Annotated in this window: 16 protein-coding genes and 1 pseudogene; 3 read left to right on the forward strand and 14 right to left on the reverse strand. The window is 59.5% G+C overall.

What is annotated here, in order from left to right; all coding sequences use genetic code 11:
- The first annotated feature begins 97 nt into the window (after positions 1-97).
- The gene (locus P6U28_RS05485; protein ID WP_407121919.1) at positions 98-1,036 is read left to right on the forward strand and encodes an aldo/keto reductase; all 939 of its coding nucleotides are present in this window, start codon (positions 98-100) and stop codon (positions 1,034-1,036) included.
- Between the two features lie 849 nt (positions 1,037-1,885).
- The gene (locus tag P6U28_RS05490) at positions 1,886-2,188 is read left to right on the forward strand and encodes a hypothetical protein (protein WP_129143819.1); all 303 of its coding nucleotides are present in this window, start codon (positions 1,886-1,888) and stop codon (positions 2,186-2,188) included.
- 239 nt (positions 2,189-2,427) lie between these two features.
- Here the strand turns inward: P6U28_RS05490 and P6U28_RS05495 are convergent, their stop codons facing one another.
- Entirely contained in the window at positions 2,428-2,850 is a 423-nt protein-coding gene (locus P6U28_RS05495) for a hypothetical protein (RefSeq protein ID WP_407121920.1), read from the reverse strand.
- Positions 2,851-2,911: 61 nt separating this feature from the next.
- Complete coding sequence (locus P6U28_RS05500) at positions 2,912-3,151, reverse strand: hypothetical protein (RefSeq protein WP_407121921.1); 240 nt, start codon at positions 3,149-3,151, stop codon at positions 2,912-2,914.
- Positions 3,152-3,520: 369 nt separating this feature from the next.
- Here P6U28_RS05500 and P6U28_RS05505 point away from each other — a divergent pair, with 369 nt between their 5' ends.
- The gene (locus P6U28_RS05505) at positions 3,521-4,837 is read left to right on the forward strand and encodes an amidohydrolase (RefSeq protein ID WP_129143816.1); all 1,317 of its coding nucleotides are present in this window, start codon (positions 3,521-3,523) and stop codon (positions 4,835-4,837) included.
- Here P6U28_RS05505 and P6U28_RS05510 read toward each other — a convergent pair whose 3' ends face one another.
- From P6U28_RS05510 to P6U28_RS05565, 12 genes and pseudogenes are all read right to left on the reverse strand, one after another.
- On the reverse strand, positions 4,838-5,173 hold the full coding sequence (locus tag P6U28_RS05510) for a hypothetical protein (RefSeq protein ID WP_407121922.1): 336 nt from the start codon (positions 5,171-5,173) through the stop codon (positions 4,838-4,840).
- Between the two features lie 344 nt (positions 5,174-5,517).
- Positions 5,518-6,552 carry a HoxN/HupN/NixA family nickel/cobalt transporter gene (locus P6U28_RS05515; RefSeq protein WP_129143814.1) on the reverse strand — a complete coding sequence of 345 codons (1,035 nt, stop codon included), beginning with the start codon at positions 6,550-6,552 and terminating at the stop codon, positions 5,518-5,520.
- A gap of 52 nt (positions 6,553-6,604) precedes the next feature.
- A complete protein-coding gene (locus P6U28_RS05520) occupies positions 6,605-7,666 on the reverse strand; it encodes a GlxA family transcriptional regulator (RefSeq protein WP_407121923.1) in 1,062 nt (353 codons plus the stop codon).
- A gap of 328 nt (positions 7,667-7,994) precedes the next feature.
- Positions 7,995-8,996 carry a GlxA family transcriptional regulator gene (locus P6U28_RS05525; protein WP_129143812.1) on the reverse strand — a complete coding sequence of 334 codons (1,002 nt, stop codon included), beginning with the start codon at positions 8,994-8,996 and terminating at the stop codon, positions 7,995-7,997.
- 322 nt (positions 8,997-9,318) lie between these two features.
- Complete coding sequence (locus P6U28_RS05530) at positions 9,319-9,636, reverse strand: nitrile hydratase accessory protein (protein WP_129143811.1); 318 nt, start codon at positions 9,634-9,636, stop codon at positions 9,319-9,321.
- A gap of 9 nt (positions 9,637-9,645) precedes the next feature.
- The gene (gene nthA, locus P6U28_RS05535) at positions 9,646-10,266 is read right to left on the reverse strand and encodes a nitrile hydratase subunit alpha (protein WP_407121924.1); all 621 of its coding nucleotides are present in this window, start codon (positions 10,264-10,266) and stop codon (positions 9,646-9,648) included.
- 11 nt (positions 10,267-10,277) lie between these two features.
- Positions 10,278-11,000 carry a nitrile hydratase subunit beta gene (gene nthB / locus P6U28_RS05540; protein ID WP_129143809.1) on the reverse strand — a complete coding sequence of 241 codons (723 nt, stop codon included), beginning with the start codon at positions 10,998-11,000 and terminating at the stop codon, positions 10,278-10,280.
- 21 nt (positions 11,001-11,021) lie between these two features.
- Positions 11,022-11,621 (reverse strand): DUF1097 domain-containing protein, encoded by a 600-nt coding sequence (locus tag P6U28_RS05545; RefSeq protein ID WP_347338399.1) that lies wholly within the window; start codon positions 11,619-11,621, stop codon positions 11,022-11,024.
- Positions 11,557-12,561, reverse strand: a complete 1,005-nt coding sequence (locus tag P6U28_RS05550; protein ID WP_129143808.1) for a GTP-binding protein — start codon at positions 12,559-12,561, stop codon at positions 11,557-11,559. The genes P6U28_RS05545 and P6U28_RS05550 overlap by 65 nt, the downstream gene beginning before the upstream one ends.
- Before the next feature lie 374 nt (positions 12,562-12,935).
- A pseudogene (locus tag P6U28_RS05555) lies at positions 12,936-13,215 on the reverse strand (ATP-binding protein).
- A 26-nt stretch (positions 13,216-13,241) separates the two neighbouring features.
- Positions 13,242-13,388: a hypothetical protein gene (locus P6U28_RS05560; RefSeq protein ID WP_244608067.1), complete on the reverse strand. Its 147-nt coding sequence runs from the start codon at positions 13,386-13,388 to the stop codon at positions 13,242-13,244.
- Complete coding sequence (locus tag P6U28_RS05565) at positions 13,355-13,606, reverse strand: histidine kinase dimerization/phospho-acceptor domain-containing protein (RefSeq protein ID WP_244608030.1); 252 nt, start codon at positions 13,604-13,606, stop codon at positions 13,355-13,357. Before P6U28_RS05565 ends, P6U28_RS05560 begins: the two co-directional genes overlap by 34 nt.
- Positions 13,607-13,610: the final 4 nt, after the last annotated feature.

Consider the following 13,610-nt stretch of genomic DNA (forward strand, 5'->3'; position numbering starts at 1 on the left):
GAATGGTGAGATGACACCGCATCGAACAGTCTCAGTCTGTCGCACTCGACGGACGCCGCATCTGCGGCGGCCGAGCCTAAAACAAGGAAGCAGGAACATGACAACGTCCAATGCGCTCCGCTACACGAGGATTTCAACCCACGAATCCGGGACAATTCCCGCCGTCGGATTTGGCACGCTCATTCCGGATCAGAACGCAACGAAACAGGCCACCAGGGCTGCACTGGAAGCGGGATTTCGACATCTGGATTGCGCGGAACGCTACCGCAATGAGGCAGCGGTAGGCGAAGCTATCCAGGACGCCTTCAAGGCAGGAACGCTTCGGCGCGAGGATCTGTTCGTAACCACGAAGCTCTGGAACACCAATCATCGTCCAGAGCGCGTCAAACCTGCCTTCGACGCGAGTCGCCGGCGGCTCCAACTCGACACCATCGATTGCTACATCATCCATACGCCTTTTGCATTCCAACCCGGTGACGACCAGGACCCGAGGGACGACCGCGGTCAGGTGATCTATGATCCCGGCGTTACATTGGCTGAAACCTGGCAGGCGCTGGAGCGCCTTGTCGAGGACGGTCATTGCAGGTCGATCGGTCTATCGGACATCACTTTGGAGAAGCTTCGCGAGATCGTCGCGGTCGCGCGGATCAGGCCCGCGATGGTGCAGGTCGAATCGCATCCATATCTGCCCGAATGGGATCTGCTCGATTTCTGTCGCGAGCACGGAATCGTACTGCAGGCGTTTGCAGCGTTGGGACACGCCATGGAGCCAAGCGTATTGGAAGACCCCGTGATCACCGCGATCGCACGGCGTGTGCACAAGACGCCGGCTCAGGTGGCCCTGGCGTGGGCCGTGCAGCGCGGCACCGCTTTCCTGACCACCTCGACCAAACCTCAGCGTATCCAGGAGAGCTTTGATATTTCGGCTCTCCCTGAAGACGCCATGCAGGAGATTCGGGACCGCATCAACACAAAGATCAGGTTCAACGCGGTGGTGGAGACCGGCGTGCCCGGATTCATTCCCAGGGTGCGATGAACTGCATTCGCAGGTGCAGTTACACGGCGAAGCTGGCGACCTCCCGCCACGATTCGCAGATGTTAGAGGCAAACGCCGTTCTGGCTGAAATTGAGGGGGAGACTATGAGGTGCTGAAGAGCATCGGCGATAACTGCCCAGAGTGCCCGGCCGCGGCCGACTAGGTATCGTTCTTCGCCTGACGCAGGGCAACCTCAAGCGTTTCCTCCTACAGCTTCCAGCGGTCTTCCTCCTGCTGACTCGTTTCTCGAGCGCAGCGCGCGGGGAAGAGGAGTTCATCTCGCTTACCTTTTCGGGACTGAAGACCAGTATCGATAGCCCGGCTCGGCGATCCGGCTTATACGCGGGCAAGTGGGTTTTGACCTCTGGAATTCGGAAACTGTTTACCATTGACGGCCATTCGCTTGCTTTTAACCGGCGGTTCCGGTACACACTGCCGGCACACAACCCCACCGCGGTTGTCCGGAAACGCTGTTTTTACCGCAGTTTTCGAGGTCCTTGGGACCCTGGCAGAGAATCCCTCCCTCTCCGCCAGAATAAGACGGCTTCGAGAAAGCCCCGTAAAATTAGGCCTTACTGCACGCCAGAGATCTCTGGTGTAGCCCCAGGGTAGCTCTAGCTCTGGTCTGTCAGGAGGTTGTCCATCTGGTCTGAACCAAGGAACCTGAGGCTGCGAAGCTTCAGTATTCCAGGGAGAGACCAGATGAACAGCCACAAGAATGCGCCTTTGACCCCCAAAGGTCGAGAGGCGATGGTGCGAAGCGTAGTCGAGGGCGGGCTGAGCAAAGCCGACGCGGCTTTCCAATTCAATACAACGCCTAAGACGGTCGCCAAGTGAGGGCGGCCGAACATGAGCAAGGAAGCGAAGAAGGGCGATACTTCCGACGAGGACGACGCCAAGATCAGGAAGGTGGAGCGCAAGGCGACCACCATGTACTTTCAGCCTTCGATCTTCGATGACTTCAAGAGGCGCGTCGTCGGCGAACCCGGCCACGGTTATCAGCTAGTGGAAGAGATGGTCAGAGGCTACCTGGCCATCCGCCCGGACGTCGTGGTCGCCCTTTGGAAGGTCCCCGAAACAAAGAAGAAGGGCCTGTACAGAGCAGTCGAGCAAGCGTTGGCCGATGAACTGGAGAAGCTCAAGCTCTTGTGACGGAAAGACGGCCGCCGGTGACGTGCCGAGACGCCGAAGCCAGCACGCTTGTCTATTTGCGCGCCGAGCGCCTCGACTTTGTGCGGATAGCGTCAGCCTTCTCATTGTGCTGTTGCCGGGCAGCGTCGAGCGCGCGTCGCGCTCTGTCGATCTTCAGTTGCTGTCGTTCGCGCGCTTTCTGCCGTGACCAACATCATGCAATGCCATCCCGGCTTCACACTTGCCGAGCGCCGAAATTCCTATCGGACGTCGCTGGCCATTTTCCGGCGCTGCGTCGCTGATCTTCTCGCTGCGATCCGCGCTTTCACCGAAGAAGCCTTGAGGAAGACACGACGCTCTTTGGCGTTCACGGCGAGCGGCTGCAAGAATTCGAGATAAAAGTGCAGAAGGAGTTGTTCGCGACGACGGACACCGCGCACTCGCTCATCGATCACGCCTTGCGTGTCAACGAGCTGGCCGAGATTGCTGGCTACAATGCACGCGTGAGCAACATCTTTGGGGCTGATGGACTGCAAATGTTCATCAAGGCGCTCCGCAATCTTCTCCGTCATGTTCATTCGGTCGAAGCCGGATGAAATCTCAGGCGCGACACCATCCAAGGTCAATCGAGCGCGAGTTTCATCATTGATCGCGACCAGCTGCTCGAGATCTGCTCGCGCCATACGAAGTTCCGGTCGAAATCCCTGATCGAATATATTGAGGCACTCCCTCCCAGGGTTCAGACTAGGGTACCTCGTCGCCCCCGTGCCGCTTGTATCCCGGCTTCAGCACGCAGCCGCGCTGCAGCCGGTCAACCAGTCGCTGCTCGATCAGGCGGTGCTCTGCGAGTTCATTGCGGAAGGTCACTTCGCCCGCCACCTCGCGCGCATGAAAAGGGTCTATGCGGCGCGCCGGCTGGCCTTGCAACGGGCGCTCGACCGGGTCTTCGCGTCTGTGGCAAGTGCCGAGAACTTCGGCATGCATCTGCTCCTTCGGCTGCGCGTCCCGTGCGATGACGTTTCTCTCGCTTCGACGGCTCGCACCCATGGGATGGCCGTGAACGCGCGCTCGCCGATGGGACTTGGCGTGAAGACCGGTCCGGGCTGTTGCTTGGCTACACCAACGTTCTTCCGGAAGACGCACCAGCTGCCGCGCTGCGACTGCGGCAAGTGCTTCGCCTGGCGGTGCTGCGAGCGCCGATCTTGGTCTGGTTGAACATGCTAATCTTGGTCATGGGTCGTCTCGCCGCGGGCTCCTAAGCTGGCGAGGCTCTGGTCCCGGCAAGCCCCCGTCCCATCAGACCAGGAAAGACACTTGAATGGCATGGCGGCTACACAAAGGGAGGCTACAGACATGACGAGATCGATGACCCATCTGCTGGTCCTGGCAGTTCTGGCAAGCGCCAGCGCTACGAACGCCGCTGACGTCGCCGTCACGCGCGCCGCGATCGATCGCGGGCTCGACTCTCAGTACGCGCACATCGAGGCCCTCTACAAGGACATCCACAGCCATCCCGAGCTGGGCTTCCAGGAAACGCACACGGCCGCCTTGTTGGCGGGCGAGATGCGCAAGCTGGGCTTCGACGTCACGGAGCATGTGGGCAAGACCGGCATCGTGGCGATACTGAAGAACGGTCCGGGCCCCTTGGTCATGCTGCGCACCGAGCTCGACGCGCTGCCGATGCTCGAGAAGACCGGTTTGCCGTACGCCAGCACGGCCACGCAAATGTACAAGGGCGCCGAATCGCCGGTGGCGCATTCATGCGGTCACGACATCCACATGGCGGTGTGGGCCGCGGTCGCCAAGACCATGGTCGATATGAAGGACCAGTGGAGCGGTACGCTGATGTTCGTGGGCCAACCAGCGGCAGAAGGCGATGGCGGCGCCAAGGCCATGCTGGCCGACGGTCTGTTCACGCGCTTCGGCAAGCCGGACATGGGCTTCGCCTTGCATGTAAACTCCGGTCCGTTCGGCACGGTCTCCTACAAGCCCGGCGTCATCAATTCGACGTCAGATGGGCTGACGATCGTCTTCAAGGGCACGGGTGGTCACGGCTCGCGCCCGCACGTGACGATCGATCCGGTGATGATGGCCGCGCATTTCATCGTCGATGTGCAGAGCGTGATCAGCCGCGAGAAGGATGCTTCGAAGTTCGGAGTCGTCACGATCGGCGCGGTGCAGGCAGGCAATGCCGGCAACGTGATCCCCGACACCGCGCTGCTGCGCGGCACGATCCGCTCGTGGGACAACGACACCCGCGCCAAGATGCTCACGGGCGTCGAGCGCACGGCCAAGGGGGTCGCCATGATGGCCGGCGCCCCCGAGCCCGACATCAAGATCTCGGCAGGCGGCAAGGCCGTGGTCAACGATGCCACTCTCAGCGCGCGCGAAGGCGCGGTCCTGAAGACTGCGTTCGGCGACAAGGCGCGACTCTTGCCCGAGCCCCACTCGGCGAGCGAGGATTATTCCGAGTTCGTGGTGGCGGGCGTGCCCTCGTTCTATATCTCGCTCGGCGGCCTCGATCCGCAGTTTCTCGCCAAGGCGGCCGAGACGCACACGCCCGTGCCAATCAACCTCTCGCCGGAATTCGCGCCGGTGCCGGAGCCCTCGATCCGCACTGGGACGACGGCCATGAGTCTCATGCTGCTGGATGTCCTGCAGAAGAAGTAGTTAGACCAGGAGATCGATCATCGCCGCGTAGAGGCGGTCGAGGTTGGCCTCGTCGGAGAGAGCGAGCCCCTCACCGCGCAGGCATTCGGCCCGAGGCAACGAGCCCGGGTATGGTGAAATCGCCGTCCTTGATCCATTGCGATAGCCAGACCGCGTGGTCTCCCGAAACCGCCTCCGGTTTGTGAGTGCCCATCTGGCCTGGCTCAACGCTGCCGGTCTCCTCGACCGGTGCATCCAACCGATTGCCGTGCTGATCGCGATGCCAAACTGTTTGGCGGCCTGATTGCGGGACATCCCGCCCTCAATCGCGGCCACGACACCCTTGCGAAGATCCATAAGGTTTGCCCATCCATGCTGGCCTCCGCCCAGCCACGATGGTGAACCAGAAAACAGGCTGATTTGCGAATCCCAAATCGATTCAACCTAACCCGCTGCGGAAACCTTGGTTGATCTGACCGCACAAGTTCGGCAGCACGTGATTGTCTTCGGTGGCCCGCGCGACCGGTCAGTCGCCCGGCAGGCGCTTTGCCAAGCACGGTTGAGCTGCTGCCCAACCTGGCGCAGCCACCGCCGTTGGGTGTGAGTCTGTTGCATGATGGATTCGACCGAGAGTTTTTCAATGAGATACTCATAGGAACCAGATCAGAATTGTGGCCGATCTATATATGTGTGCGTGTCGGTTACGGCGCCGGTTGATTGGCGTGCAGATCGTCGAAGCGCCCGAAGTGATACAGCAGCGCAGAACAGATCCAGCTCAGGACGAAGATCGCGACAACGAGATAACCGAGATTATCCATACGAGCGTTCAAGCTGCGGATAATGCTCCAAGCGCCGCTGTCCAGCCCGAGCTTTTCGCTTATCAGTCCAAGGACTTCGAGACCGCCGATGAAGATCGCGACGATAACAGATACCATCGTTAAGGTCAGATTGTACCAAAGCTTGCGGATCGGCTTCACAAACGCCCAGCCGTAGGCGCTTGTCATTAGGACACTATCGGCCGTATCCATCAGCGTCATTCCCGCGGTGAAAAGCAGAGGGAACAGAAGTATCGTCCAGAACGACGTGCCCTGCGCGGCTTGGGTCGCAGATATTCCGAATAGACCGATCTCGGTCGCGGTGTCGAAGCCAAGGCCGAACATGAATCCTACGGGAAACATGTGCCAAGCGCGCGTCACTATATTGAACAGGGGGCGAAACAGCCGGTTGAGTGGGCCTTGCGCCGCTGTCAGCGGCTCGAACTGCTCGCTGGCGACGCTCTCACCGCGATTCACGCGCATAAAGGTCGCCCATATCGATTTTAGTATGCAGTAGTTGGCCAGGCCAATCGCCAGCAGGAAGAAGGCAGACACCAGTGTCCGGATCAGGTTGAAGTCTCCGATGGCGCTGACATCCAGCGATACGGCGGTTCCGGAAATCGCGATCGAAGCCAATAATACGATGCTTGAGTGGCCGAGCGCAAAGTAAAGGCCTACCAACGTGGATGGCCGTTGATCCTGCATCAATTTGCGCACGACGTTGTCGATCGCCGCGATGTGGTCGGGGTCGAATGCGTGGCGCAGGCCGAAGACATAGGCGAGCAGCGCTGTGCCAAGCAGTTCGGGACGGCCTGCAAGAGCCTGCAAAGTCCATATCCAAATCGCAACGTTAGCAGCGATCAAGAGAGAAAATGTCGTCAGTATTCTTGCTCCGGGTTGAGCATATTGCGAATTTACCATCGCGTCTGAACCACTCCCGTGACGTTGATATGGCTTGCCGTTCCTCCATCGCTCAGGCCTTCATCAAAGTTGGTCGAGCGGTGTGTTCCTCGGGGCGTTCAATGCTGTGCCGATATTCTGCGGGCAGAGCCTGAAAGGCGCGAATAAACGCGCGCCGCATGTTTGCTGGGTTACCGAACCCGACCTGATGGGCGATTTGCTGAATCGACAGCGGTGTTGTTTCCAGCAGGATGCGGGCGGCCTCGACACGGATGTTTTCGACAAAACGGGCGGGCGTGGTCATCATTTCGTCCGCGAACGCGCGACTGAAGTTTCTTGAGCTCATGGCTGCGCGTTTGGCGAGTGCCTCGACCGACAAATCGGCGGTAAGATTATCCAGCGCCCAGTCCATCACCTGGCTGATCTGCGTGTTTTGGATTGACTGCGCTTTCAGGAATTCGCTGACTTGGGGCAGAGTGCCGGGACGCCTCAGGAAAACGAACAGCATGCGGGCGACATCAAGAAAGGTTGCGCGGCCACAGTCGTTCTCGATGAGGTAGAGGCACAGGTCGATTCCCGCCATTCCACCGACCGCAGTGTAGTAAGCGCCGTCGCGGACGAAGAGCCTGTCCGCCTCCACCAGAGCGTGCGGGTACATCTTCGCAAACTGCTTGGCGTGGTCATGACGCGTTGCGACGCGCCGCCCGTTGAGGAGGCCAGCTGATGCCAAGGTGAACGTTCCGGTGCAGGTTGCGCAAATGCGCCGGATTGACGATGCGTTTCGGCTCAACCAGTTCAATAGGAGGTGGTCGCCCTCAAATGGTTGAAATTCTCGGGTGCCAGCGATTAGGATCGTGTCGTAGACCGCTTCGAGGTTCGGTCTGATAATCTTGTCCGGAAGCGTGCGTATGCCGGACGAGCCAATGATCGGGCCGGGCTGCAGGCCGATGAGGTCGACTTGGTAGCGGATCGACGACGCGGTGGATTTGTTGGCTTCATGGAACGCATCGTTTGGTCCCATGAAATCGATCGCGTTCGATCCATTGATAACGATAATGCCGACCCGGTGAGTTGGCTTGGGTTGGTCAGTGTGTTCGTGTGGCGAGTCATAAGGTGATGTGTCGACGTTCGCCATCAGTAGATGCCTCGGCTTTCGACGTTCGCGGCCTGCTGCGGCCATGACGATCCGTTGCCCGCAGTCGGCTTCGATGCCGACCGACAGGCTCGCCTGTCATTGATCCAACAAAGCGTCCAGCGTTGTAATTATAGAAGGCGACTGAGGAAGGCAGCGGCCAAAGTTACGTCGGCATCGGCCATTTCGAGAGCCGGCCTGTACTTAATCTGTAATCGTTGAAGATTTCGATCGCAAAAAGAAGGGCGTCACCACGCGTCTGCAGCAATGCTGCGGCAGGTCGCGATGACGCATGCTGACGGTCGACATCCGTCGGCAGACGCTCCATCAGTTACGAACGGCTGGGGTGTGTATGGCGTTGCGGGGCGTGATTCGTACCTGCCCAGGCACTTCGAAAACGAAGCCGGTATTCCCCCGGACCTACGCCGAGGTTCCGGACGAATGCTCTCCGCATGCCGTCGGCATTGCCAAAGCCACAGCGTGCGGCGATCTGCTGGAGCGATTTTCCGCCATCTTCGAGAAGCAGGCGCGCGGCATCCAGTCTTGCTGCGTCCACGAACTCCGTAGGCGTCATGTTCATTTCCTGGCGAAACACGCGTGCGAAATTCCTCACGCTCATACCCGCCTGTTCGGCCAAGCTATCGACCGAGAGCGGCATTGCGAGATTATCAAGGACGTATTGCTGCACTTGTTGAATCTTGGTCTTGCCAGACATCTGTGCGGCAAGGTGAGCGCTAAACTGCGATTGGCCGCCCGGGCGTTTCAGGAACATCACCATGTAGCGCGCGACGATGAGTGCCAAGTCTCGACCATAATCTTCTTCGACGAGCGCGAGTGCCAAGTCCATGCCCGCGGTGACGCCGGCGGTCGTGCAGAGGTTGCCGTCCCTGATGAAGATCTGGTCCGAATCGATATTGAGATCGGGATACTCGTTCCGCAGGCGGGTTGCACATTCCCAATGCGTCGTTACACGTTTTCCGTCGAGCAAGCCAGCTGCTGCGAGCAGGAAGACTCCGGTACAAACGGATCCGAGTCGGCGGACCGTACTAGCGCGCCGACGCAGCCATTGCACAATGGCAGGGTCAATCGTCTCGAACGACGGATCGCCGCCGACCAGAAGCGTGTCGATCGGTTCATCCGCTTGAAAGATATGTCGGTCAGCCAGGAAGCGCAGGCCGCCCGTGCCAAGAACGGGATCGGCCGAGCCCGCTATGACTTGCACGGTGTAAGCGCCGGGGTCTCCCAGCCGCCGCGCCGCTTCCCAGAACACTTCGGCTGGGCCGACAATGTCGAGCGACTGAACACCTGGCGGGGCGAGTAGGGCGATGCGCATCAATGATCCTCAATGGGCCCAAAATTCATGCAATTGTCGTTCCGACCAGTCACCTCGGGTGCGTCAATTTCGGCCAAACTTGCGCGGTATTCGGACTCTTGCACGGTCGCGGCCCAACTCCGCGGATCTGACGCGTCGCGTTGTTCCGATCGGTGACGCATTATTCAATGGAGCTTGGGGATATCAATCCTGCGCCGAGGGAAGGCGCGGGTCGACCTGTGAGTTCCACAATTCGCTGCTTCTCTTCCGATGGCGTCGACCTACACCGGCCAGGTCTAAGGACGCTGGCGGGAATCCTGTCGACGAATGGAATCGAACAAGTCTAGAAAGAGGCGTCGTTTGGGTGGCCGATGATGCCAGACCGCTGCACCATCCGTTCTAGTACGGTGAGCCAGATCTCATAGTAGTCCCAGCTCGGGTCGCTGGTTTCGTGGACGGCTTCCCACGCGACGATGCTTGCTATCATCTCCGACCGGAAGTCATCCCATTCGAATACGCCTTGTTTTGAGAGACCTAGCGCCATGCCGAATGCCTGGCGCTGCCATGGGGCGCCGAAGCGGAGGCTACCATTGTCCTTTGGCGGCATGTCGGGTTTCCCCAACATGCTTCCCAAAGCGAAATGCTCGAAATTCGTCTGCATCTTGAACTCTCAACGGGCCGGCGGTTTGACGATGCTGACACCCATCATCGACTCCGGGGTGACGAGAGCCGCCAACTGCTCCTCGGTGAAGCCGTCGGTGCCGGCAGGCCGCTCGGGAACGACGAACCAGCGGATTTGTGCGCTGCTGTCCCAGGTCTTGATCTCCTTGCCGGGATCAATATCCAGGCCGAATTCGCTCAGCACCTTCCGCGGTTCGCGCGCAGCACGTGCGCGAAATGAGGGGTCCTTGTACCAATAAGGCGGCAAGCCCAAAACCGGCCAAGGATAGCATGAGCAGAGAGTGCAAATGATCAGATTGTGCACCTCCGGCGTGTTGATTGCCGCGCGCATATGCTCGCCTTCCGCGCCGGCGCCCTTGGTGACGAAGTTCATCTTCTCGACAGCAGCCATCGTGTTCTCGGCCAAGAGCATCTTGAACGCCGGATCGACCCAGGCCCTTGCGACGAGCTTGGCTCCATTAAAGGGGCCCATTTCGGTTGCAAAGATCGACATGATTTTGTCGACGGTTTCGCTTGTGATCACACCCTTCTCGATCAGAAGGGATTCGAGTGCGCGCGCACGCGCGGCATTCGCCGTCTCACGGTCCGTGGGATATTCAAAGCGTTGCATTGTGGCCATCCTCAGGATGCGGTCGCAGGCTCGAGGTAAGCCTCGAAGATATCTGCGTAGAAAGTGAAGTGCTTCTCGGTGTTACCGGGCCACAGGGCCTCCGGATCGAACCTGACGCAGTACACCGGCATCGCCTCGCCAATGCCGTCGGGGCCGGTGTCGCAAAGATATGTGTAGGCGTCGGGATAAATGCTATCGATGACGCCGTGCTTGTTGCGGAGATGGCCCGGCACGCGGGTATGATCGACAGAGTTTGGATTGGCGACCCGAACGACGTCGCCCGACGCGAATCGCGGCGGAGTAGACCGATCCCGCTTCGGATCATCGCCGACCAGCAGATATGTCCGCACGCGAGCGTCCACCGCAGCATCGCCGCCCTTTGGCATTGCCGGCGGCGAGGTCAGGAAATCCTTGGTGCGCGCGTCCAGCTCCTCCTGGGTGATGTAGCCATTGGCCACGAAGTACGCGGAGATGCCGCCTAGCCATTTTTCGTAGTATCGAAATTTGAAATAATCGAACGGGTTCATCGATTCGGCGCCCTTGCGGAGATCCGCCCAGGTCCAGACCGTGCCGAAAGTGCTCGGCGTTGCGGCGAGATTGAGCTGGGGGCTCAACGCCATCATGGCGGTGTGGATACCAAAAATCCTCTCCTCCCAGGCCTCCACGAACACGCGCGTTTCGAGTGATATCGGATCGAGCCCTTCAAGGCCGCCGAGATAGTGCTGCAATTTCATAAGCGGTTTCCCCTCGCTTGATTAGGCCGTAGCCCGGCGCGTGGCCAGAACGTCGGCGAACTTCTCGGAAACGAAGCCGAACGCGGCTCCGACCAGTATGGAAAATGCTGCAGTCAACGCCGGGTTAGTGATACTCGCATCCGTGATCGGACTTCCCGTAGCGGCGACCGTTCCGACGGTCGAGGCAAAGCCGAAGACGATGGCGGGCGGAAATCCCAATGCCCGATGGGAGGAGGCGAGAATCATCGCGCCACTGCCCAGACCGACGCTCACTGCGGCAAACGCGGCCGACCCCGGAGCCGCCGCAATGGCGAGCAGGCAAAAGCTGGATATGATGACCCCAATCCAGTTCGACGCGACCGATTTGACAAAGCCCGCCGACGTGCCGCCGCAAGCGAAGAACGAAGCCCAGGCGATGAATGTCACCCAGACCGGAATGGGCAGGACGGTTGCAGTCAAGTAGGTGTCCACGCCACCGAGCACGGCGATGCTTATCGTTAGGGCGAGCAGGGGCGTCATCGTCATTTTCTCCCGTTGAAATTGGATTGGCGGGTCGCTAAGCGACCAGACTTGTGCCGGGTCGAGCCAAATCGGCGATGCCGCTGCGAATTTGAACAGCATCGAGCCCTCTTCCGATGAAGACGATCGCGCTGAATCGAGGCTCGTTCGCCGCCCAAGGCCGGCCCGGTCTACCCTCAAGCGTCATATGGACACCGTGAAACACCCAGCGCCGCGCTTCCCCTTTCAGCCAAAGAATGCCCTTCGAGCGCAGTAGCGTTTCGCCGTTCTGTTGAACAAAGGCGTTTAGCCACCGGAAGAAGCGCGGGCCGTCCAGCGGGCGATCCTCACGAACCTCAACGCTGACGACGGAGAGATCGTGCTCGTGCTCGAATTCGGAGAGCAGCAACGGTTCGATGGCCAGGCAGTTCTTCAAGTCGAAGGCCTTGACATCGATGATTGAGCCGATGTCGACGCGGCCGTTGATGGCCGAAACGATGCGCGCCATCGGATTGATGCCTCGAACAGTTGCTTCGCGTGCGGCAAAAGCGGAAGCGTCAACCAGATCACGCTTGCTGATCACCACGACGTCGGCGAACGCGATTTGCTCCGCGGCAACGTTTTCGCCCGAGCTCTGGTCGGCGAGCCAATGGTCGATATGGACAGCATCGATTACGGTGACGACCGCATCGAGCGTAGTGGCGTCCGACAGGGTTTCGTCGACGATGAAGCTTTGAATGACGGCTGCGGGATCGGCAAGCCCGGTCGTCTCGATGAGGATCCGACGGATCGTTTTCTCGCCGGAGAGCAAATTGGTGATCGTTGAAACGAGGTCCTTCCGGACGGTGCAGCAGATGCAACCGTTGTTGATCTGCAGGATCTCTTCGTCGACGCCGACGACCAATTCAGCATCGATACTGATCGATCCAAACTCGTTCACGATGACGGCGGAATCCGCCAATAGATCGCTTTCGAGCAGTTGGTTGAGCAGAGTTGTTTTCCCCGATCCCAGAAAGCCGGTTAGAACCGTGACTGGAATTTTCCGCGATGATGTTGTTGGCATAGCTCGCTCTCCCTACGTTGGCAGGACGCTAGGTTTGGCGTTGGCGAGTCACAACAGTCCCTGACGCGAGAATTCGGCCAAACAGGTTCAAAGCAATGCAGCATGCCGGGAGTTGCTCAATTCCGCTTCAGATGATGCCTAAAGAAGTGGCGCGATATCACCCCTAGTCATCGCGCGAACCGTAGCTCGGAACGTGGGTCGAAGGACGGATTTCGCGTTAAGAAGACGGTGCCGAAAGCTCGAGCCGCTCGGCGTCGGATTCAAAAGGGAAAATCGTCGGTTAGAATCGCAAGCTGGGTGACCAGGCTTCTGCCATCGTAGCAACAATTGCGTCTGCTTGACGTCGGACATGCACACCCGGACCACCATCATGCTCAGCGGTCTCCCTCTCCTGGAGGTAGAGCGAACTGAAACAAGGCGCCCCGGGGGTCATTCGCGCTCGCCCAAAAACGTCCGCCGTGTGCTTCGACCATCGAACGACAGATCGACAGCCCAGCCAGATGCTTTGGTTGTGTAGAAGGCCTCAAAAATGCGTTCGAGTGTTGCCGGCGTAAATCCAGGACCCGAATCTCGGACGGCCACAAGCACGTCATCCGACTCTGTTTTGGCCGTGGTGATCTGCAATTCTCGGGCACCATCGCTGACGCCACTCATGGCTTCGATGGCGTTTATGATGAGATTCAGCACGACTTGCTGAGTTGAACACGATCGCCACGAATGAGAGGCAGGCCTTCGGGCAGATGCGCGCTCACGGACACGCCATTCTTGGTCGCCTCGCTGCGGGTGAGTTCGATCACTTCGCGGATCGGGCCGTTGATCTCCAGCAAGTCCTGCCGGGGGGCACTTTCTTAATGATATCCCGGATCCGTCCAACGACCTCGCCGGCTCGCGCGGCATTCCTGACGACCTGGGTGAGCAACTCCCGCACCTCTCCAAGATCTGGCGGCTCGCGTCCGAGCCAGCGCAAGGCTGCCTGCGCACGGATGACCGCAGCCGTGATCGGCTGGTTTACCTCGTGGGCGATTGACCCTGTGATCTGGCCCATCGTC

It is taken from the genome of Bradyrhizobium sp. STM 3561 (assembly GCF_045571455.1).
Classification (GTDB): domain Bacteria; phylum Pseudomonadota; class Alphaproteobacteria; order Rhizobiales; family Xanthobacteraceae; genus Bradyrhizobium; species Bradyrhizobium vignae.

Bases quoted from the DNA above. Each gene is read 5' to 3' on its own strand.
- P6U28_RS05505 (WP_129143816.1), top strand. From the start codon at position 3,521: ATGACGAGATCGATGACCCATCTGCTGGTCCTGGCAGTTCTGGCAAGC.
- nthA (WP_407121924.1), bottom strand. From the start codon at position 10,266: ATGCAACGCTTTGAATATCCCACGGACCGTGAGACGGCGAATGCCGCG.
- P6U28_RS05520 (WP_407121923.1), bottom strand. From the start codon at position 7,666: ATGGCGAACGTCGACACATCACCTTATGACTCGCCACACGAACACACT.
- P6U28_RS05500 (WP_407121921.1), bottom strand. From the start codon at position 3,151: ATGCATGCCGAAGTTCTCGGCACTTGCCACAGACGCGAAGACCCGGTC.
- P6U28_RS05565 (WP_244608030.1), bottom strand. From the start codon at position 13,606: ATGGGCCAGATCACAGGGTCAATCGCCCACGAGGTAAACCAGCCGATC.
- nthB (WP_129143809.1), bottom strand. From the start codon at position 11,000: ATGAAATTGCAGCACTATCTCGGCGGCCTTGAAGGGCTCGATCCGATA.
- P6U28_RS05510 (WP_407121922.1), bottom strand. From the start codon at position 5,173: ATGGATCTTCGCAAGGGTGTCGTGGCCGCGATTGAGGGCGGGATGTCC.
- P6U28_RS05525 (WP_129143812.1), bottom strand. From the start codon at position 8,996: ATGCGCATCGCCCTACTCGCCCCGCCAGGTGTTCAGTCGCTCGACATT.
- P6U28_RS05485 (WP_407121919.1), top strand. From the start codon at position 98: ATGACAACGTCCAATGCGCTCCGCTACACGAGGATTTCAACCCACGAA.
- P6U28_RS05530 (WP_129143811.1), bottom strand. From the start codon at position 9,636: ATGCAGACGAATTTCGAGCATTTCGCTTTGGGAAGCATGTTGGGGAAA.
- P6U28_RS05550 (WP_129143808.1), bottom strand. From the start codon at position 12,561: ATGCCAACAACATCATCGCGGAAAATTCCAGTCACGGTTCTAACCGGC.
- P6U28_RS05545 (WP_347338399.1), bottom strand. From the start codon at position 11,621: ATGCTGTTCAAATTCGCAGCGGCATCGCCGATTTGGCTCGACCCGGCA.
- P6U28_RS05490 (WP_129143819.1), top strand. From the start codon at position 1,886: ATGAGCAAGGAAGCGAAGAAGGGCGATACTTCCGACGAGGACGACGCC.
- P6U28_RS05515 (WP_129143814.1), bottom strand. From the start codon at position 6,552: ATGGTAAATTCGCAATATGCTCAACCCGGAGCAAGAATACTGACGACA.
- P6U28_RS05495 (WP_407121920.1), bottom strand. From the start codon at position 2,850: ATGGCGCGAGCAGATCTCGAGCAGCTGGTCGCGATCAATGATGAAACT.